Source organism: Maribacter huludaoensis, assembly GCF_029350945.1.
GTDB classification, from domain to species: domain Bacteria; phylum Bacteroidota; class Bacteroidia; order Flavobacteriales; family Flavobacteriaceae; genus Maribacter; species Maribacter huludaoensis.
The window spans coordinates 181,931-202,935 of the sequence record NZ_JARKMS010000001.1; the positions used below are offsets into that span (position 1 = coordinate 181,931).

Genomic DNA, 21,005 nt, shown 5'->3' on the forward strand with positions numbered 1-21,005 from the left:
ATTAAAATTATTACTTTTACTACTATGGATTATGATCAGTACAAACGGGCATCAAAACTACCAGATGTAAAAACTACCATATTTACTATAGTAGGCAACCTTGCGAGAAAGCATGCTTCACTTGATCTCTCACAAGGTTTTCCCAATTTTAAGACAGATGAGAAATTAATGTCATTGGTTAGCGATGCATTAATTAATGGTCATAACCAATATGCACCCATGCAAGGATATTTTGGCCTAAGAGAGATTATTTCAGAGAAAATCGCATCGTTACGTCAACGTACTTATTCTCCCGCTGATGAAGTAACTATAACTGTAGGAGCCACTCAAGCTATTTTTACCGCCATTACAGCCTTTATCAACAAAGGTGATGAGGTAATTATTATAAAACCAGCCTACGATTGTTATGAGCCTGCAATTACGTTAAATGGAGGAATACCTGTTTATATCCAATTAGATGCCCCAGATTATAAAATAGATTGGTCAGCCTTTGAAAATAAGATTACCGATAAAACCAAAATGGTAATTTTAAATACACCCCACAATCCCACCGGTACCGTTCTAACCAAATCCGATATGGAAGAGTTAGAAAGGATATTAAAACCCACCAATATCATCCTTTTGAGCGACGAGGTTTATGAGCAATATCACTTTTGATGGACAAGTTCATGAAAGTGCTTCAAAATTTCCTGATTTAGCCAGTAGAAGTTTTGTCTGTGCTTCTTTTGGAAAAACGTTTCACGTAACCGGATGGAAGATAGGCTATTGCATAGCTCCTGCTGAATTGATGGCCGAATTTAGAAAAGTACATCAATTTGCGGTTTTCTGTGTAGACCATCCGGTACAACGTGCAATGGCTGATTATTTAAAGTACCCATCACATTATTTAGATTTGAACAATTTTTACCAAGAAAAAAGAGATTTCTTTCTAGATGGATTAAAATCGTCCAAATTTAAGTTCAAACCTTCTCTAGGAACCTATTTTCAATTATTAGATTATACTAACATTTCCAAAGAAGAAGATGAAGTTATTGTCAGACGTTTAATTATAGAAAACGGCATAGCATCTATTCCTATCTCTTCTTTTAACGTTGATAACAGAAATGATTACATGCTACGCTTCTGTTTCGCCAAAAAGAAAGAAACCTTAGAGCAAGCAGTAGAGATTTTATGCAAACTCTAAAGGGTATTGTTAAAAAGCATCATTTACCTTGGTCATAAACTCGCCAACTTTACTAGGCTCTAACCAGCGTGTAACCACAACAACATCATTTTCTTTATCTACGATAATGAAATTACCCCCAAAACCGGCAGCGTAAAAAATGTTTTCAGATAGTCCTTCCCAATGTCTAGCCCCTTTCTTATTTAACCACCACATATACCCATAATTAGCATTAGGTATTGATGGTGTAGTAGCCTTTTTAATCCAGCTTTCTGAAATCAATCTTTCATTCTTCCACTTACCATTATTTAAGAAAAGCATACCAAAACGTGCCATATCTTGTGTACTAATGAACATTCCAGCACCAGAATGACCGCCACCGGTAACAGATTTCATTTGTAGCCCGTCAATTTCTGTCCAAGCATTATCATAGCCAAACCAGCGCCATGTAGATGAAGCACCAATTTTGTCCATAATTTTTTCTTTCAGGACTAACGGTATTGGTTTGCGCCATACATGTGTTAACGAATATGCCAATACGTTTACTCGCACATCGTTATACTCCATAACTGTACCCGGTTCTTTAGGTGTAGCTAACTTCCAATCATCAATACCTCCATTACTTGGTGGTCTATCCGCCCAATCTTTACCTCCCCACAGTTCACCAGACCAAGCGGAATTTTGCTGCAACAGATGCTCCCAAGTAATCTTGGAATTATGCGTTCCGTCAAAAGTACCGTCCCAAATATACTCACCTACCAAATTTTTGGTGTTAGTAATAATTCCTTCGTCTTCTGCAAGACCTGCCATAGTACTTAAAAAACTCTTGGTGACACTAAAAGTCATATCTACTCTTTTAGTATTTCCCCATTGTGCAACTACATACCCTTTTTTGAGAATCATACCTGCAGGACCACCTCTCTTTTTTGTCGGACCTAGTATTTTATGAAACGGTTCTTTTTCAAATCCTTTTACAATTGCAATTCGTAAGTCTCTAGAACCAGAGTATTCATTTGCTTCTGCAAAATTTACTGCTTCTTTAAGATTTGCACTATTTATTTTAAAATTTTCAGGAGATTTTACTTCCCAATCAACATTGCGTTCTGGAAAATAGTATTCTTGTGCTTGTAGGTTAAGAATGCCAAAAAGCACAAGTAAAGTAATAAGATGTAATTTCATGAGATTTAGTTTGTTGTTACAAGGTACTTAAATTGAAACGCATTAACCAATCTGTTTGCTTATCTGAGCCTATGAAATAAGGGTGAGTATCAAACTTATAAAAACCGTGACGTTCATAAAACCGTATAGCTCGTTTGTTCTTTTGCCACACACCTAACCATAAAATATCTTTACTACTGTTCTTAGCTATATACTTTATGTGCTGAAGAAACTGTTCTCCATAACCCATACCTTGAAACCTTTCTAACACATAAATACGCTCTAATTCAATGCTGTATTCATGTTTTAGTTCTGATTGTGCTTCACCTACATTTAATTTGAAATAACCGACTACCTCATCATTTTTATATGCAAAGTAAAATTCACTTTCAGGATTTAAAAGTTCATTCTTGATTTTTACGGATGCAAAAGCTTGTTCAATATATTTTTTGAAATCTATAGGATCATTATCTTTCTCAAAAGCCGTTACAAAGGTTTGTTCAGAAATAAGTCTTAATTGATGAAGATTACTAAGTGTACACAATTTAAATTTTAGTTCCATAGTCCTAAAATAAAAAAAGGAGCAAATTACTTTGCTCCTAATCGGGGGAAATATTATAAAAAGGTTGATTTGATAACTTATCTGTTCTTCATACTATCATCTATTACAAATAGTAATACTCATGGGCATTTTTCATTTACGCGTTTATTTTTGTTTTTCCGCAAAGACTTCACCTTCTGTTCTTAATAGAATAGTGCCTTTTTCAGTTTCTTGCATTTTCACTAAATCATCGGGGAAATCTGTTCCTGGGTAGCTAACTATATAAACATCACCGTTAACGGTCCAGTTAAAATCTGTTAAGTAAACAACCTGCCCATCTTTATAGCCATGGAATCTACCTAAGTATACATCATTAAAAATCCACTCTTCATTATCAACAACCATCTTATTTGTATTGGTAGCCGTTTTAACCGTATGGTTCCAAATACCGATTATAGGATCATTATTCTCTTCAATTTTTGAACATGAGGTAATAAATACCATCAAGATTAGGCAACTAAATACGTACTTCATTTTAGGCTAAGTTTTAAAAGCGATTTGGGATTCACTTTTTATTACAATACAAATATATGTAGTCTTTTTCTTACAATAAATTATTTGTGGTAAAACTTATTAAAAATGTGGTGAACTTAGGGAAGTTAGTTTATTAAAGTAATGCATTATATGAATGGAAAGTTGCATTAAAAACAACATGCAAAAAAAAAGAGCGACTTTTTAAGTCGCTCTTTTTTAATTTTTTTAAAATAATCTAAAACATAAATAACTTTTTGGTAAGTCTTAGAAATCCACTAAAGAAATCATTTCTATACACTTGTACCTTATGTTCGTTTGCAGCGTGGTTTATTTGAGAATTCATGACGGTTAAGTAATTAATATGTTATGGGTTTGTTTGAGTGACAAAAATACATTTGTTCTTTAGAATTTATATCATAATTGTTGTGTACCGAACCCAAGCTGTTGTGAAAAAAAAAAAATCCCAATTTTACCGATGAATTACCTATAGTTATTACACCTTCATTTCCATAACTTCTCCTTTTACAATTAACTTCCCTTCCGTAGCTGCTTTTATTTCTTCTACTGATACACCAGGCGCGCGCTCCAATAACAAGAAGCCGTCTTCTGTGACTTCAAGTACCGCCAAATTGGTTACAATCTTCTTAACACAGCCTACCCCTGTCAATGGCAAACTACAGCGTTTCAACAATTTGGATTCCCCCGCTCTATTCGTATGCATCATGGCCACGATAATATTTTCTGCAGATGCCACAAGATCCATTGCACCACCCATCCCTTTAACCATTTTACCAGGGATCTTCCAGTTGGCAATATCGCCGTTCTCAGCGACTTCCATTGCCCCTAATATGGTAAGTTCTACATGTTTGCCTCTAATCATGGCAAAGCTAGTAGCAGAATCAAAATAGGATGCCCCGGGCAATGCAGTAATGGTTTGCTTACCGGCATTGATCAAATCTGCATCTTCTTCCCCATCAACAGGAAAAGGTCCCATACCTAAAATACCGTTTTCACTTTGAAATTCAACACTAATATCATTACGCACATAATTTGCGACCAAGGTAGGGATACCAATACCTAGATTAACATAATAACCGTTTTCTACTTCTTGTGCAATTCTTTTTGCAATTCCGTTTTTATCTAACATGAGCTTATTTTTGACGTACAGTTCTTTGTTCTATTCTCTTCTCATAATCCTTTCCTTGAAATATGCGTTGCACAAATATTCCTGGAATGTGTATTTGGTTAGGATCCAGTTCACCTTCTGGCACCAATTCCTCAACCTCAGCAACGGTAATAGTAGCCGCACCACACATACAAGGGTTAAAATTGCGCGCCGTCCCCTTAAAAATCAGATTACCGGCAGCATCGCCTTTCCAAGCTTTAACAAAAGAAAAATCTGCCCTAAATGCTTCTTCTAGAATATACATTTTACCATTAAATTCTCTTACTTCCTTTCCTTCTGCCACTTCCGTACCATAACCTGCTGGAGTATAAAAAGCAGGGAAACCTGCTTGTGCGGCCCTGCACTTTTCCGCTAGCGTACCCTGGGGAGTAAGTTCTACTTCTAGTTCTCCGCTTAGCATTTGTCTTTCAAATTCATCATTCTCCCCAACGTAGGAAGACACCATTTTTTTAATTTGATGTTGATGCAACAATAACCCCAAGCCAAAATCGTCTACTCCCGCGTTATTAGAAATGCAGGTAATATCCTTTACTCCTAATCTTACTAATTCGCTAATGGCATTTTCAGGAATACCACAAAGTCCAAATCCACCCAACATAAAGGTCATTCCGTTTTGTACACCCGCTAAAGCTTCAGTTACATTTGCTACTGTTTTACGTATCATTTTGTCATTAATTATCTTGTTACTAAAATACCGAATATAAACGGTATAAAATAAAAAAGGTCTCAGCATTCGCCAAGACCTTCTTTATATAATTCTATAAAACCTTTAGAAATCTAAATCTTCTAGATCATCTTCAATATCATTGTTTTCTTCAACACCTTCGGTAAAATTATCGCAATCTATTTCTATTGACATATTACTAGGTCTTTCAAAATCCTCTTTTGAAATACCCAACTCTTCGTCTGCATAATTCTTGGTCATATACAAGCCCCAAATTGGTAGTGCCATAGATGCTCCTTGACCGTATGTAATACTTTTAAAGTGTACGGCTCTTTCTTCACCTCCTACCCAAACACCGGTAACTAGATTAGGAACCATACCCATAAACCACCCATCACTATTATTTTGCGTAGTACCCGTCTTACCTGCAATAGGATTCGTTAGCTTATAAGGATACCCTGTAATAATTTCATCATATTCCGGTCTCCACTTATTAAAGCCCGTGGTACGTAACCGCGTACCGGAACCACCTTGGGTAACCCCTTTCATTAAATCTAGTATGGCATAAGAAACATCTTTACTCAACACATCTTTAGTTTCAGGAACATATTCATATAAAACGGTACCATCTTTATTTTCTATACGGGTTACCATTACCGGTTTCACATACACCCCTTGGTTGGCAAATGCACCATAGGCACCTACCATTTCATAGACGTTAACATCTACAGTACCCAACGCAATTGAAGGTACTTCCAAGATATCTCCGCTTAGTCCTAAATTACGTACCATACTGACCACTGATTTTGGCCCAACCTCATCAATTAATTGGGCAGTAACCGTATTTACAGAGTTTGCTAATGCCTTTTTTAAGGTATAGCTTTTACCAGAATATTTAAGGTTGGAGTTTCTTGGGCACCATGGTTCAACATTACCGTGTTTACCAGCCTCGATACAGTATTGCGTATCTGGGCGAGTTTCGCAAGGTGATAGTCGTAATTGATCTATTGCCGCAGCATAGACAAAAGGTTTAAACGTAGAACCTGCCTGTCTTGCGCCTTGTATAACATTGTCATATTGAAAATGTTTGTAATTGATACCACCTACCCATGCCTTTACATGACCCGTTTGTGGTTCCATGGACATCATCGCCGTTCTTAAAAAAGCTTTGTAATAACGAATGGAATCTCTTGGAGTAAGAACAGTATCTTTTTCTTTAGTAGGGCTCTTCCAATCAAAAACGGTCATTTCGGTCTTTTTATCAAACGATTCACGAATCTCTTTTTCAGATTTTCCTGCGGCTTTCATAATTTTCCAACGCTCAGAATTCTTCATGGCACGTTCCATTATACTCTTGGTTTCCTCTGGGGTAATATCTAAGAAAGGTGCTGTTTTATTCCTGTCTGGTGTATTTTGATGAAAAAACTCGGCTTGCAGTTTTGTCATATGCTCATTGACCGCCTCTTCTGCATTAGCTTGCATTTTAGAGTCAATAGTCGTGTAGATTTTTAGTCCGTCTAAATACAGATTATACTTATCTGGTTCATCACCTATTGCTGGTTTTGGATTTTTATCTATCCAATCTTTCATAAAGCGCTGTAGATACATTCTAAAATAAGTAGCCAAACCTACACTGTGTGTTTCTGGATTATAGTTAATATCCATCTTCAATGCCTGTAGCGAATCTTTCTCTGTTTCGGTGATGTACTCATATTTTGCCATTTGGGCGAGTACTACATCTCTACGGTCCTTAACCATTTCTTCCCTACGCATAGGGTTGAATAGGGATGAATTTTTGAACATACCAACTAGCATGGCAGATTCTTCAATTTTAAGGTCTTTAGGTTCTTTACCAAAATAAATACGGGCAGCAGAACGAATACCATCGGCATTATTACCAAAATCATAAATATTAAAATACATACTAATGATTTCTTCTTTGGTATAACTACGCTCAAGTCTAATGGCTAACACCCACTCTTTTATCTTTTGTTTTACAGCATCGAATTTACTTCTTGAGCGTACACCCACAAAAAGTTGACGTGCCAATTGCTGAGAAATGGTACTTGCTCCACCTTTACTACCTAAGTAAGCAAATGCCCTTAAAGTACCTCTAGCATCAATACCGGAGTGATCTTGAAAACGTGCATCTTCAGTCGCAATCAAGGCATTTACCAAGTTATCTGGCAACTCATCAAACTTTACATCTGTACGGTTATCGTCTAAATAGAACTTACCCAACAAATTACCATCAGAAGAGATGATTTGTGAAGCCAAGTTTGTCTGCGGATTTTCTAAATATTCATAAGGCGGTAATTCACCGAACAATCCCCATGAGGCCGATAAAAATATCAAAGCCACAATAGCAATACCCGATGCAAACAAAATCCAAAACCATAATATAAATTTCGAAAAATTATTCGTTGTTTTTTTCTTTACCTGCTTTGCCATTGTTTACGGGGTGCTTTTTGTTACTTCTATACCTACATCTGTAATGCCCTCTAGACCAATAATTCCAGAAACATTACCATTTTTACGCATCGCCTGGGATACCTCAATAGTATATACGCCAGAAGATGAAAAAACGATGTTTTCTTTATACCATAATTTATTTTCCTTGATACTGCCACTGCCCTTACCAAGCCAAGTACCATCTGGCAAAGACATTGCATATTCTAAAGTGTCCGTAGTTACTTCACCTTCAGGAGTGGTCAAAGCTGCAATAATGAATAAATTGCTATACGGAAAAGAATTATCGTTACGTACATTGATAAAGATATCATGAGGTGCAACGGTATCCATTTTAGACAATGAGAATTCAAGAACATTGTCTTTGTTCCAAACCCCATCTTCTAAGGTTTGGTATTCTGTTTTAATAATATTGCTGTCACAAGAAGCAAAGAGCACAAGTGCTAAAAAACAACAAAATATACTACGCATTCTTCTTTTGATTTCTATTACGATTTCTGTTCTTGTTCTTATTGCGGTTTCTATTCTTGTTCTTGTTTCTGTTTTTATTTCTGTTACCTCCGCCTTTAGGCTTGTCAAAACGGGTAAGGCTATCTTGACCAACTACATTTTCAAAAACAACTTTTTCTTCTACTACAACTTCCATTGCGTACATCTCCAAGCTAGAAACTTTTTCTTTTTTCTTGTTCTTCGCTAAAATTTCAATTACCTGATCTTTAGAAAGAACATGCCAGTTACCTGGATCCTCTTTATATGAAAACCAGAGCATTTCTTTAAAAATATCTGTTTTCTGACAAAAAGCGAGTCCTTTCTCGGTAAACAATTTTGTGTCTTGGGAAGGAAAATCTTTAAGTGCATCTAAATACACATCCAGCTCATAATTTAAACAACACTTTAACTTACCGCATTGACCAGCAAGTTTCTGTGGATTTAATGACAGTTGTTGGTAACGTGCCGCCGAAGTACTTACCGATCTAAAATCCGTAAGCCAGGTAGAGCAACACAATTCCCTACCACAAGAACCAATACCACCAAGTCGTTGAGCTTCTTGACGATACCCAATTTGACGCATTTCAATACGAATACCGAAAGCTTTTGCCATGTCTTTTATCAACTGACGAAAATCTACACGTTCATCTGCCGTATAATAGAACGTAGCTTTAGAGCCATCTCCTTGAAATTCCACATCAGAAATTTTCATCTGAAGCTTCAAGATAATAGCAATTTCACGGGCTCTTTTCTTAATTTCTTCTTCCCTGTCCCTACATTTCTGCCAAATATCAATGTCTTTCTGGCTAGCTTTTCGGTAAACCTTAGGCGCTTCTTCATCTGTGAAAGAAACTTTTTTTCTTTTCATTTGAACACGAACAAGTTCACCGGTCAAGGTAACCATACCAATGTCATGACCAGATTGTGCCTGTGTAGCAACTATATCGCCTATGGAAAGTGAGAGATTCTCTGTATTTCTAAAAAACTCTTTTCTACTATTTTTAAATCTTACTTCAACAAAATCGAATGGTCGTTCCCCGTTGGGGAGCGACATATTTGAAAGCCAGTCAAAAACTGTCAGTTTATTGCAACCATCTGTACCGCAAGTACCGTTATTCTTGCATCCCTTTGGTTGTCCATCCTTACCGGTAGAACAACTACTACAACTCATATTTTATATATTGGTTTGGTCGAATTATATAAAATTCACCAAAAAAGGTTCATAAAAAACTTATAGGTAAAGATACAGTTTTTTTAATGTGAAATAAAAGTGAAATTGGCGGTGATGGTTTTAAATAGAGACATCAGCAAAAAACAAGGACCATTTCTATAACATAAAAAAACGGCATAAATAGCCATTTTTTTATACTTAATTGTTCTGTTTAAGCTCTTAAATCTATTTATACCAAGTAGTTTATTTTTTAAATTTCAATACTTCTGATCGTCCTTTTTTAAATATTTTGTTACTGACCACTTTTCCCTTTCTCAAAGCTTTTTGCTCTTCATAGGGCAGCTCATGTACTTCTTTACAGTCATCTGAACAGCAGTTGTTCATTTTTTCCGCACAAGATTTACATTGAATAAATAATAGGTGGCAAGCTTCGTTAGCACAATTTACATGATCGTCGCACGGCTGGCCACATTGATGACAATTGGCAATTATATCATCACTAATACGTTCTCCCCTTCTATGGTCAAATACAAAGTTTTTACCTCTAAATTTATTTTCAAGATTATTTTTTTCTACCTGTCTTGTATATTCTATTATTCCACCTTCTAACTGATATACCTGCTCAAAACCTTTATGCTTATAATATGCACTAGCTTTTTCACATCGAATACCACCGGTACAGTACATCACAAGTTTCTTATCTTTCTTATGATCGGCCAAATCACGTTCAATAATATCAAGGGAATCTCTAAATGTATCAACATCGGGAGTTATGGCATTCTTAAAGTGTCCTATTTCACTTTCGTAATGGTTACGCATATCTACCAAAACAGTATCCGGATCTTCTATAAGCTCATTGAACTTCTCTGCACCAACATGAATACCTTTATTGGTTACATCAAATGAATTATCCTCAAGACCGTCTGCCACAATTTTATTTCTAACTTTCACTTTCAACTTCAAGAAAGAAAGATTGTCTTGTTCTATGGCAATATTAAGTCTCACATTCTTTAAAAAAGAAATACTATCTAAATGCTCTTTAAAAACATTGAAATTTTCGGCAGGAACGGAAAGCTGGGCATTTATGCCCTCATGAGCCACGTAAATTCGCCCAAGAACGTCCATCTCGTTCCAATTAATAAAAAGGTGATTTCTGAATATATTGGTATTACCAATGTGTGCATAGGTATAAAAAGAGATTGTAAGGCGCTCTTTGCCCGCTTCTTCAATTAAAGCCGCTCTTTCTATTGCACTTAACGTATTGTACAGTTGCATGCTATACTAATAATTTAAGCTGCCATTAGGCAGAAGATTTATAGAAAATTTTTGAATGGCAAAAATAGGTATAATAATGAAAAAAGCACCTTTTTTGATTAAGGTTAACCATCTTTAAATTAAAAAAAGAGCCTTGTATGTTAACAAGACTCTTTATTGGTTATTCCATTCTTCTCTTTTTCATAGCTTTCTTGAAAAACATACATGAAGGAGATAACCACCTATAATCACTTACTCTAAAAAGTGATTGATAACCAATTAAGTAACTTATATTTAATAAAAGATGATGTTTATTAAAATTGGTTGCGTAATCATTTCAATATTGTTCAATTCAAAAAAGATTTGGTAATTTAGCTTTCCAAAAAAATAGAGAATGAGTTCTGAAAAAGAAGCAAAATTAAAAGCGTTAAAGTTGACCCTTGACAAGATGGATAAAACCTACGGTAAGGGCGCTGTAATGAAATTAGGAGATAGTGTTGTTGCAGATGTGGAAGTAATACCTTCTGGTTCTTTAGGTTTAGATATAGCATTAGGCGTAGGTGGTTACCCAAGGGGTCGTGTAATAGAAATTTACGGTCCGGAATCTTCAGGTAAAACCACCCTTACCTTACACGCAATTGCCGAAGCACAAAAAAATGGAGGGATTGCAGCGTTTATAGATGCGGAACATGCCTTTGATCGTTTTTACGCTCAAAAACTAGGTGTAGATATTGACAACTTGATTATTTCTCAGCCAGATAATGGGGAGCAAGCTTTAGAAATTGCAGATAACCTAATTAGATCTGGAGCTATAGATATCGTTGTAGTCGATTCTGTTGCCGCTTTAACGCCAAAGAGTGAGATTGAAGGCGAGATGGGAGATTCTAAAATGGGTCTTCATGCTCGTTTAATGTCACAGGCACTTAGAAAACTTACCGGTTCTATCAGTAAAACAAACTGTACCGTAATATTCATAAACCAGTTACGTGAAAAAATTGGCGTTATGTTCGGTAACCCAGAAACAACTACCGGTGGCAATGCACTTAAATTTTACGCATCTGTTCGTTTAGACATTAGAAGGTCAACACAAATAAAAGATACCGATGGAAATGTTCAAGGTAACAAGACCAGGGTTAAAGTCGTAAAAAATAAAGTAGCCCCCCCTTTCCGTACAACCGAGTTCGACATAATGTATGGTGAAGGTATTTCAAAAGTTGGGGAAGTGATCGACTTAGGTGTTGAATACGAAATAGTTAAAAAGAGTGGTTCATGGTTTAGCTATGGAGATACAAAATTAGGGCAAGGGCGTGATGCAGTTAAAAATCTACTTTTAGACAATCCAGAATTGTTCGAGGAATTAGATGGTAAGATCAGAGAAGCCATTGCAGCTTTAAATGCTTAATTTAATTTGAATTAAGCAAACATAATTTAGTTTACGCAACCATTGCGTCTAATTTTCATCTTACTACAAAATAGTTGTATGATGAAAATTAAGTTGATGTTATTGACATTGGTCTTAGCATCTTTATGCAATGGTTGTTCTATTGATGATGATGATGCCAATTTCCATTTCACGGCATTGGAGATTGTTGATGCAGAAGTACCGGAATCTTTTGACCTTAACGAGGTTTATACGATTTCTGTAAATTATTTAAAACCCGATAGTTGTACGTACTATGAAGGTTTTGACGTTGTTAAAGATTCCCTGACCGTTAGAAGTGTTGTTGCCATTGGGGCAGTAAGAACTGATTTTGATGATTGTATGGAAGAAATAATTCAAGAAACAGCGTCTTTCAACTTCCAAGTAATTTATAAAGAACCTTATACATTTAAATTTTATAAAGGCGATAATAGTGACGGAGAGGCAGAATATATGGAAATTGTAGTTCCAGTAAACAACCCTTAAAACAACCAACCATTTGTGAGTCTAGAAGAACTCATACATAATTGCAAAAAAGGTGACCGTAAAGCACAGGAACTATTATATAGAGCCTATGCCACTACGCTATTTGGTATATGCCTTAAATACTCCAAATCCAAATCTCAGGCAGAAGATACCCTACATGACAGCTTTATGACCATTTATGATAAAATTGGCCAATTTAAAAATAAAGGGTCTTTTGAAGGGTGGATGAAAAGAATTACGGTAAACACGGCGCTACAAAAATATAGAAAACAAGAATATTTAAACGTAGTTACGGACAATACGGAAGAAGAGGTAACAGTAGATAATGATTTTTGCGACATTAGCTTACAAACACTTTTAAGCTACATACAGGAATTACCCGATAAATATCGGGCTACATTCAACCTTTATGTTATGGACGGGTACACACACAAAGAAATTAGCGAAATGATGGGAACAACAGTTGGCACATCTAAATCTAATCTTGCCAGGGCCCGTGCATTGTTAAAAGAAAAAATAGAAACTAAGATTACAAAATCTATTGTAAGTATCTTAATTATAATATCAACACACTTTTTATAGTTCAATTTAACTATAAATAGAAACAGTACTAGATGCAGAAGAAAAATATAGACGAACTTTTCCGAGATAAGTTATCGGATTTCAAGCAAACCCCTGACAATAAAGTTTGGCGTGCGATTGATGCGTCACTGGACAAACGTAAAAAGAAAAGAATTATACCCTTATGGTGGTCATTTGGTGGTATAGCTGCCGCTATAGTGATCGGTCTATTAGTATTTAATCCTTTTACAGAAGAACACACTACCAATGAGATTTTGGTAGATACAGATAATAAATCTGAAATAATAGAAGACATTCAACCCACTACAGAAGCTAATGCTCATGTTGATACTATAAACAAAAACACTGACCAAATAGTTGAACAAACTACCAGGGTCAATGAAAAACAGTCTTCAGGTAACGAGAATTTTTTGTCTAACACTGAAAACGAATCTAACAATGCTGCGGTAACCATTAGAAAAACTGACACGTATAAGAACTCAGGTATTGCAAATGCTGTAGCCGAACAGAAGAAAAACAGTCCGGAAAACAATGTTTTGGCCCAAGAAGATTTGATTACTAAAAATACTTTGAGCACTGCAATGAACGAGAGTGATAGCAAAAATTCATTTTCCAATATTCAACATACAAATGAAACAGTAGCTATTAACAAGGCGGATGCTGTTATTCAGTCAGACCCAAATATTATAAGTAAAGAAAACGATATTGCTGCAAATACTTCTACTGAAGATACTGCCAAAAAACTTGAACCTGAAAAGAAATCTATTTTTGAAGAAATAGAGGACCAAAAAGAATTGAAAAAGGAAAAAGTTGCCAATAACAGATGGTCTGCAGGACCTAATGTTGCACCGGTATATTTTAATGCACTTGGCGAAGGTTCACCGGTAAACTCTATTTTTAGTCCCAATGCAAAATCAGGTAATGTAAATATGAGCTACGGTGTATCGGTAGCTTATGCAGTAACTAAAAAACTGACGATACGTTCAGGTATCAATAAAGTTGATTACGGTTATGACACCGAAGATGTAGCTTTTTCATCTACGGCCGGTCTAGATTCAAATGAAGGCCAACTGACAACAATTAATTATGCAGAAACATCTAGCACCTTAAAAATTTCTAGTAATAGGGTTGCTTCAGATAAATTCAACACTATGAATTCTGCCCAAGATATTACCGCAAAAAGCCCTACAAGAGAAGGTTATATGTCCCAACAATTCGGTTATGTTGAACTACCTGTAGAATTAAATTATGCCTTAATCGATAAAAAGTTAGGTGTAAATCTTATTGGTGGTGTAAGCTCGCTATTTTTAATTGATAATACGGTATCCTTGACCTCTGGAGATTTAACTACAGAAATTGGAGAGGCAAATAATATAAACGACCTAAACTTTAGTGCAAATATGGGCCTAGGACTTAACTATAGTTTCTCACAGAAAATTAGGTTAAATATAGAACCAATATTTAAATATCAATTAAATACCTTTTCTGATGTAAACGGAACGTTTAGACCATATTCGGTTGGAGTTTACAGCGGACTCACCTTTCAATTTTAAAGAATACATATGAAAAAATATATTTTGAGCTGTCTTTGTCTTTTTACTGTTTTTGCCTACTCTCAAGACCAAGATAATGAGTACGCCACATCACAAGAACGTCACGAATTAAAAGTAAACGGCCTTTTTTTAATCTTGGGCGCCATTGAAGTAGATTATCAATATTTACTTAATGAAGAGTCTGCCATAGGCCTAGATGTTTTATTTGCTTTTGATGACGAAACTATTGATATCAACTACTATGTTTCCCCTTACTACCGTCAATATTTTGGTAAGAAGTATGCAACAGGATTTTTTGTGGAAGCCTTTGGAATGCTTAATTCCGTGGATGATTACACCTACGACTCCTATTATGACGAACTAACTGACACCTATTATTCAAATTCCGGTTATGATGACAACGTTGTAGATGTTGCCCTGGGTATTGGCACGGGTGTAAAATTAATTACCAAGAGAGGTTTTATTGTAGAAATAGATTTGGGCATAGGCCGTAACCTATTTAAAAACGATAGGGACTTTACTATCATTGGAAAAGGTGGAATAAATTTAGGTTATAGATTTTAGCCATTAGCGGTTAAATCTTTCAGTATTGTTTCCCTAACGTTATTTCTAAGCTCTGCCGTATCTTCTGGGCGTATAGAGTGCGTCTCAACAAAGGAATGTACCCTTGCCCTACATTTACCCGGACCACCGCTAAAAAATGTAAATGAAAACCTTTGCTTATTATCATAAAAGGTCATGGGTACTACGGGTATTTTATGGGCAATAGCCATTTTAAAGGCTCCATCTTTAAATTTATCTAACAGCACATGCTCCTCTGGCACACCTCCTTCAGGAAAAATACAGATACTTAAACCCTGTTGTAATCTTTTTTGAGCACGTCTATAAACCGCGGTTCTACTTTGGGTATTATCACGATCTACCATAATACATACACGTTTATAGAAAAAGCCGAATAAAGGTATTTTAACCAATTCCTTTTTTCCAACGAAAACAAAGGGGTTTCTACTTACTATTAACATCAGCATAATATCAAGCATACTGGTATGATTGGCAACTAGCATATAGCTCTTATTTTTAATCAACTTCTGCTCGTAGGTTACTTTTGGAAAGCAAAACATACCATATAGTATAAATCTGGCCCATAGATTTCTGGCCATCCAAAAAAATTGTGGATACCACGCTTCTCTAGAAGCGAATATGACAAGAAACGGGAAAAAGATCAGGATAGGAATGGCCACAAGAATATAAAACCAAATTCGATATATTGTTTGACCGGCGTGTTTTACCAATTTAAGCATAAATCAAAAGTAGGTATTTACGATAGTTTTTTTGTATTTGTTTTTACCTTTGCTTTTTTAGAATAAAGAAAATGGCAAGAATTTTAACAGGCATACAAAGTACAGGAACTCCGCATTTAGGTAACATTCTTGGGGCGATCAAACCGGCAATTGAAATGGCAAATGACCCTTCTAACGAATCTTTTCTATTTATAGCGGATATGCACTCATTGACCCAGATCAAAAATGGCGCGGAATTACGCCATAACACCTATGCCGTTGCCGCAACTTGGCTAGCTTTTGGGTTAGATATAGAAAATACTGTCTTCTATAGACAGAGCGATGTACCACAGACTACCGAGTTATCTTGGTACCTAAGCTGTTTTTTTCCATACCAACGTTTAACACTTGCCCATTCCTTTAAAGACAAGGCAGATAGATTGGACGACGTAAATGCCGGACTATTTACCTACCCAATGTTAATGGCTGCGGATATATTGTTGTATGATGCAAATATTGTACCTGTAGGTAAGGATCAAATGCAACACATAGAAATGACCAGGGATGTTGCTTCTCGTTTTCATGCTCAATTGGGAGAAACATTTGTTTTACCGGAAGGCAAGGTACAAGAAGAAACCATGTATATACCTGGTACGGATGGCGCCAAAATGAGTAAGAGCAAGGGTAATCTGATCAGTCTGTTTCAATCGGATAAAAAACTACGCAAACAGATTATGGGCATACAAACGGATAGTACCCCAATGGAAGATCCAAAAGACCCAACGAACGATAATGTATTCGCCCTTTATAAAATATTGGCCAGTCAACCCCAAATAGAAGAAATGAGCGCCAATTATTTAGCAGGAAACTATGGGTATGGGCATGCAAAACAAGCACTGTACGAAGTCATCGTCAATAAATTTGAAGAACCTCGCGAGAAGTTTGAGTACTATATGAATCACTTAGAAGAACTGGACGATGCTTTAGCCTTAGGTGCGGAAAAAGCAAGAAAAGTTGCTGATGGAGTACTGGAAAGAGTTCGTGAAAAGTTAGGTTATTGATAGATACTTCAAAAAACATCATATTGAAAAAACCGACCTAGTGGTCGGTTTTTTGTTTCAATGACACTTGAGTGTTCTTCTAGTTTTCTGATATAAAACAGCATTTTATCGACAAAGTGCTGAATTAGTTCCTGCTGTTCTTTTAAAATTCAAAAAACAAACTGAGTGGTTTGTAAAATTTTTAAATAGCCTCGAACAATTTACCAGGCAGCGGTCGTACTACGCCCTTCATTTCCATGGTCAACAAGGTAGAAGATGTTCTAAAAATTGGCAGCTTACAATCTAGGGCGATACTGTCTAAAATTTGCTTGCCGTTATTCTGTAAGTAGGTATAAATATTCTGTTCTATATCATCCAATTCAATGAACAATTGTTTTTGAATGCTCTTGCTCTTATTCTGTTTCTCCTCAATATCCCAATCCAACAAATAAATTAAATCTGCAGCCGATGTCATTACATGAGCTTTTTGCTGCTTGATCAGGTTATTACAGCCCAGACTATATTTATCCGTTGTTCTGCCTGGTACGGCAAAAACATCTCTATTATAACTGTTGGCAATATCGGCAGTAACCAAGCTTCCGCCTTTTTCTGCAGATTCCACTACCACGGTAGCTTCGCTTATCCCGGCAATTATTCGGTTACGCTTTAAAAAATTTTCACGTTCAGGATTACTTGTACTCCAAAATTCGGTATAAAAACCGCCGTTTCTTAAAACATCTGCCTGATATTTGGCATGTACCTTTGGGTAGATTTGATTTAAGCCGTGGGCCAGACATCCTACGGTTTGCAGACCATGCTTTATGGCCTCTCTCTGAATGCAAATATCAACGCCGTATGCAAAACCACTAATGATTACAGGATTCAATGGCGCCACCTCCTCAATAAACTTTTCGCAAAAAGACGTTCCGTAACTGGTAATCTTACGTGTGCCTACTACGCTTATAAGTTTACGGTTCTGTAAATCAATATTTCCTTTTTTGAATAACAAAATAGGACCGTCTATACAATGCTTTAAATACTTAGGATAGTCATCATCTAAAAAATACGTGCAACTTATATCGTCCTTTAAAATATAATTGTATTCAGACTCCGCGGCCTCTACATGCTCCACATCAAATAAATGCTTGATCGTATGTGTACCTATACCATCAATTTTAAGTAGATTTTGCTTTTTATCTTCGAAAATTGCGGATGGACTACCGCAATGCGAAATTAATTTCTTTGCAAGTACATCTCCAATATTTGGTACATGTTGCAAACGAAGAATTGCAACAAGTTCATCAGCAGTATGTTGTGTAGTTTTCATTTCTTGTTCACAAATAAGCGAAAAAAATATGTTAATAAAAAGTTACCAAAGGGGTTTTTATACCTCTTTATTTTTTTCATATTTGTGATCCTATGGTTTTAGAACACTATATAAGCGATTTACTTTATAGGTACAACTGTGTTGTTGTTCCTGGTTTTGGAGCATTCCTTACTCAAAAAAATTCAGCCCAATTAAATGTGGTTACAAACACGTTTAGCGCGCCAAATAAATCTATTGTTTTTAATAGACAACTCATCTCTAATGACGGGCTTTTGGTTTCTTATGTGTCAAATGCAGAGAAGGTTTCTTATGAAACTGCATTGGTTGAAATTGAAAAACAGGTAAAATCTTGGCAAGAGGTTTTAATTAAAGAAACTTCTTTACACCTAAAGAATATTGGTTCTCTAACCAGAAATGAAGAAGATAAAATATTGTTTCAACCTGCTAACGAAACAAACTACTTAACATCATCATTTGGTCTTTCTAACTTTAATTCTATACCTGTAACCAGAGAAGTTTTAAAGGTTGAAGTAGAAGAAATTGAAGAAAAAATACCGTTCGTTATCAGTCCTGAGCGCAGAGAAACAAAAGGTTTTAGACCTTATTTAAAATATGCCGCTATTTTAATGTTGGCATTTTCTACTGGCATAACCGGTTACCGTGCTTACCAACAGCAGCATACAAACGAACAAGTAGCAAGACAGGATGCTGAAGAGTTTGTAAACAAACAAATTCAAGAAGCAACCTTTTTTGATTTATCTCCTTTAGAATTGCCAACGGTTACTGTTGATGCCACAACAACTTCAGCAACAAGACCTGCTACAAACAAAGGTGAAGCAACACATTTTATAGTTGCAGGTGCATTTAGGGTTAAGGGCAATGCAGATAGAAAAATAGAACAACTTAAAGCAAATGGATTTAATGCCGGTTATTATGGCACTAATGCATATGGTCTTCATATGGTAACTTTTGATAGTTATACCAATGCAAACGATGCTTTAAATGCCTTGCGTGAAATTAAACGTACGCAGTCTAAAGATGCTTGGTTATTAACCGAAAAATAAACACGTACACATTTTATAAGTAGTATTGATGCCCGTATCTTTGCGGAAAATTTCAGATTAATGGAAGCAAAGACTCCTGCAGCATCACGTACAACAATGACCGATTTGGTTCTCCCAAGTGAAACCAATGCACTTCAAAATTTATTTGGTGGAGAATTATTAGCGCGAATGGATCGTGCCGCCAGTATTGCCGCCGGAAGACATAGCCGTAGAATTACCGTGACCGCATCCGTAAACCATGTAGCTTTTAATTTAGCCATTCCACTTGGTAGTGTCGTTACCGTAGAAGCAGCGGTTTCTAGAGCATATAACACCTCTATGGAGGTATATATTGATGTTTGGATAGAAGATCGCTACAGCGGAAAGAGAACAAAGGCAAATGAAGCTATCTATACTTTTGTTGCCGTTGATGAAACAGGAAAACCAACTGAAGTACCTGAACTGACACCAGAAACCCCTCTAGAAATTACCCGTTTTGAAGGTGCACTACGTAGAAAGCAATTAAGTTTAGTATTGGCAGGTAAAATGAAACCGGATAATGCTACCGAACTTAAAGCTTTGTTTACGAAGTAAATAGCGCTCTGTTTTATTTTTATAATTTCGGTTGTTAGTTTAGTTTTAGCAGTAATAATTGACTGATAAAGTTCTAAATTCGTGTTTTTACTTAATTTGATTTTTCATTTGAAGATAAATCATGTGAAGAAGAATTTCTCGTCCAGACTATTACAAATAAAATTATAATGAAAGACAGGATTATAAACTGGAATGTTGACCCTGAAATCTTTACGTTATTCAACACGTTTCCTATTAGGTACTACAGTTTATCCTGGGCACTAGGCTGCGCCTTATGTTATTTCATTGTCAAACAAATTTATCGAAAAGAAAATATACCTCTTGAAAATTTAGAACAACTGACAATGTATATAATCGCAGGTGCATTTTTAGGAGCACGACTTGGGCATTGCTTTTTCTATGAGCCACAATACTATTTTGAAAATCCACTTGAAATTCTATTACCAATTCGAAAAATTGGAGAGTCTTTCGAATTTACCGGATTTCAAGGACTTGCAAGCCATGGCGGATTAATAGGAATCGTTACGGCAATAATCTTATATGCTAGAAAAAGCAGAACAAATATATTATGGATAATGGACAGAATAGCTCTTGGAACTTCTGTCACAGCTGCATGTATTCGGATAGGTAATTTCATGAATTCAGAAGTTTATGGAAAACCAACAAACGGTAATTGGGGCGTAATTTTCGAAAGAGATGACCTAATTCCAAGGCACCCAACACAACTCTATGAAGCTGCATCTTATTTGTTTATTTTTTGTGTTCTTTTATTTATCTATAACTCCAAAAAAATTAAAAAGCAAAATGGTCTTATGGTCGGTGTTCTTTTTATCTTAATGTTTACAGCACGGTTTATGATTGAATTTGTTAAAGAGAATCAAGTTGAATTTGAAGATTCTTTAACTTTAAATATGGGTCAAATTCTAAGTATTCCACTTATCCTTTTAGGAATATCGATTACTATCTACAGCAAAAAATATAAAAATGCTTATTCCCATTAAAATTTAATTTTAAGAGTAAATCAAAAAGGGTTGCAGAAAGCCGTTTATTTA

22 protein-coding genes are annotated in these 21,005 nt (G+C 35.8%); 11 read left to right on the forward strand and 11 right to left on the reverse strand.

What is annotated here, in order from left to right; all coding sequences use genetic code 11:
• Nucleotides 1-24: 24 nt before the first annotated feature.
• Both PXC01_RS18390 and PXC01_RS18395 read left to right on the forward strand, forming a co-directional pair.
• Nucleotides 25-657, forward strand: a complete 633-nt coding sequence (locus PXC01_RS18390; protein WP_338089431.1) for an aminotransferase class I/II-fold pyridoxal phosphate-dependent enzyme — start codon at nucleotides 25-27, stop codon at nucleotides 655-657.
• Nucleotides 638-1,183, forward strand: coding sequence for an aminotransferase class I/II-fold pyridoxal phosphate-dependent enzyme (locus PXC01_RS18395; RefSeq protein WP_338089433.1), 546 nt, complete (start codon nucleotides 638-640; stop codon nucleotides 1,181-1,183). The genes PXC01_RS18390 and PXC01_RS18395 overlap by 20 nt, the downstream gene beginning before the upstream one ends.
• Before the next feature lie 9 nt (nucleotides 1,184-1,192).
• On the opposite strand, the gene PXC01_RS00790 is transcribed toward PXC01_RS18395, so the two are convergent.
• From PXC01_RS00790 to trhO, 9 genes are all read right to left on the reverse strand, one after another.
• Nucleotides 1,193-2,341 carry a serine hydrolase domain-containing protein gene (locus PXC01_RS00790; RefSeq protein WP_276470475.1) on the reverse strand — a complete coding sequence of 383 codons (1,149 nt, stop codon included), beginning with the start codon at nucleotides 2,339-2,341 and terminating at the stop codon, nucleotides 1,193-1,195.
• A 16-nt stretch (nucleotides 2,342-2,357) separates the two neighbouring features.
• The gene (locus tag PXC01_RS00795) at nucleotides 2,358-2,882 is read right to left on the reverse strand and encodes a GNAT family N-acetyltransferase (protein WP_276470476.1); all 525 of its coding nucleotides are present in this window, start codon (nucleotides 2,880-2,882) and stop codon (nucleotides 2,358-2,360) included.
• Between the two features lie 144 nt (nucleotides 2,883-3,026).
• Nucleotides 3,027-3,395, reverse strand: coding sequence for a hypothetical protein (locus tag PXC01_RS00800; protein WP_276470477.1), 369 nt, complete (start codon nucleotides 3,393-3,395; stop codon nucleotides 3,027-3,029).
• Between the two features lie 493 nt (nucleotides 3,396-3,888).
• Nucleotides 3,889-4,542: a CoA transferase subunit B gene (locus PXC01_RS00805; protein WP_276470478.1), complete on the reverse strand. Its 654-nt coding sequence runs from the start codon at nucleotides 4,540-4,542 to the stop codon at nucleotides 3,889-3,891.
• A 4-nt stretch (nucleotides 4,543-4,546) separates the two neighbouring features.
• On the reverse strand, nucleotides 4,547-5,245 hold the full coding sequence (locus PXC01_RS00810) for a CoA transferase subunit A (RefSeq protein ID WP_276470479.1): 699 nt from the start codon (nucleotides 5,243-5,245) through the stop codon (nucleotides 4,547-4,549).
• 105 nt (nucleotides 5,246-5,350) lie between these two features.
• Nucleotides 5,351-7,696 (reverse strand): transglycosylase domain-containing protein, encoded by a 2,346-nt coding sequence (locus PXC01_RS00815; RefSeq protein ID WP_276470480.1) that lies wholly within the window; start codon nucleotides 7,694-7,696, stop codon nucleotides 5,351-5,353.
• A 3-nt stretch (nucleotides 7,697-7,699) separates the two neighbouring features.
• Nucleotides 7,700-8,185, reverse strand: coding sequence for a gliding motility lipoprotein GldH (locus PXC01_RS00820; RefSeq protein WP_276470481.1), 486 nt, complete (start codon nucleotides 8,183-8,185; stop codon nucleotides 7,700-7,702).
• Nucleotides 8,178-9,374: a PSP1 domain-containing protein gene (locus tag PXC01_RS00825; RefSeq protein WP_276470482.1), complete on the reverse strand. Its 1,197-nt coding sequence runs from the start codon at nucleotides 9,372-9,374 to the stop codon at nucleotides 8,178-8,180. The genes PXC01_RS00820 and PXC01_RS00825 overlap by 8 nt, the downstream gene beginning before the upstream one ends.
• Before the next feature lie 243 nt (nucleotides 9,375-9,617).
• Nucleotides 9,618-10,649, reverse strand: a complete 1,032-nt coding sequence (gene trhO, locus PXC01_RS00830; RefSeq protein WP_276470483.1) for an oxygen-dependent tRNA uridine(34) hydroxylase TrhO — start codon at nucleotides 10,647-10,649, stop codon at nucleotides 9,618-9,620.
• A 373-nt stretch (nucleotides 10,650-11,022) separates the two neighbouring features.
• On the opposite strand from trhO, the gene recA reads away from it, so the two are divergent.
• From recA to PXC01_RS00855, 5 genes are all read left to right on the forward strand, one after another.
• Complete coding sequence (gene recA, locus PXC01_RS00835; protein ID WP_036151063.1) at nucleotides 11,023-12,030, forward strand: recombinase RecA; 1,008 nt, start codon at nucleotides 11,023-11,025, stop codon at nucleotides 12,028-12,030.
• 78 nt (nucleotides 12,031-12,108) lie between these two features.
• A complete protein-coding gene (locus PXC01_RS00840; protein WP_276470484.1) occupies nucleotides 12,109-12,534 on the forward strand; it encodes a hypothetical protein in 426 nt (141 codons plus the stop codon).
• 15 nt (nucleotides 12,535-12,549) lie between these two features.
• Nucleotides 12,550-13,116, forward strand: coding sequence for an RNA polymerase sigma factor (locus PXC01_RS00845; RefSeq protein WP_276470485.1), 567 nt, complete (start codon nucleotides 12,550-12,552; stop codon nucleotides 13,114-13,116).
• 32 nt (nucleotides 13,117-13,148) lie between these two features.
• Entirely contained in the window at nucleotides 13,149-14,669 is a 1,521-nt protein-coding gene (locus PXC01_RS00850) for a porin family protein (protein ID WP_276470486.1), read from the forward strand.
• Between the two features lie 9 nt (nucleotides 14,670-14,678).
• Nucleotides 14,679-15,233, forward strand: coding sequence for a DUF3575 domain-containing protein (locus PXC01_RS00855; RefSeq protein ID WP_276470487.1), 555 nt, complete (start codon nucleotides 14,679-14,681; stop codon nucleotides 15,231-15,233).
• Here PXC01_RS00855 and PXC01_RS00860 read toward each other — a convergent pair.
• Entirely contained in the window at nucleotides 15,230-15,970 is a 741-nt protein-coding gene (locus tag PXC01_RS00860) for a lysophospholipid acyltransferase family protein (protein ID WP_276470488.1), read from the reverse strand. The genes PXC01_RS00855 and PXC01_RS00860 overlap by 4 nt on opposite strands.
• 71 nt (nucleotides 15,971-16,041) lie before the next feature.
• On the opposite strand from PXC01_RS00860, the gene trpS reads away from it, so the two are divergent.
• The gene (trpS, locus tag PXC01_RS00865) at nucleotides 16,042-17,010 is read left to right on the forward strand and encodes a tryptophan--tRNA ligase (protein ID WP_276470489.1); all 969 of its coding nucleotides are present in this window, start codon (nucleotides 16,042-16,044) and stop codon (nucleotides 17,008-17,010) included.
• Nucleotides 17,011-17,191: 181 nt separating this feature from the next.
• Here trpS and dprA read toward each other — a convergent pair whose 3' ends face one another.
• The gene (gene dprA, locus PXC01_RS00870; protein WP_276470490.1) at nucleotides 17,192-18,316 is read right to left on the reverse strand and encodes a DNA-processing protein DprA; all 1,125 of its coding nucleotides are present in this window, start codon (nucleotides 18,314-18,316) and stop codon (nucleotides 17,192-17,194) included.
• Between the two features lie 92 nt (nucleotides 18,317-18,408).
• Here dprA and PXC01_RS00875 point away from each other — a divergent pair, with 92 nt between their 5' ends.
• The 3 genes from PXC01_RS00875 (at nucleotide 18,409) to lgt (ending at nucleotide 20,954) form a co-directional block, all read left to right on the forward strand.
• Nucleotides 18,409-19,380 carry an HU domain-containing protein gene (locus PXC01_RS00875; protein ID WP_276470491.1) on the forward strand — a complete coding sequence of 324 codons (972 nt, stop codon included), beginning with the start codon at nucleotides 18,409-18,411 and terminating at the stop codon, nucleotides 19,378-19,380.
• A gap of 60 nt (nucleotides 19,381-19,440) precedes the next feature.
• The gene (locus tag PXC01_RS00880; RefSeq protein ID WP_276470492.1) at nucleotides 19,441-19,953 is read left to right on the forward strand and encodes an acyl-CoA thioesterase; all 513 of its coding nucleotides are present in this window, start codon (nucleotides 19,441-19,443) and stop codon (nucleotides 19,951-19,953) included.
• 167 nt (nucleotides 19,954-20,120) lie between these two features.
• Nucleotides 20,121-20,954 carry a prolipoprotein diacylglyceryl transferase gene (lgt, locus tag PXC01_RS00885; RefSeq protein ID WP_276470493.1) on the forward strand — a complete coding sequence of 278 codons (834 nt, stop codon included), beginning with the start codon at nucleotides 20,121-20,123 and terminating at the stop codon, nucleotides 20,952-20,954.
• Nucleotides 20,955-21,005 lie beyond the last annotated feature (51 nt).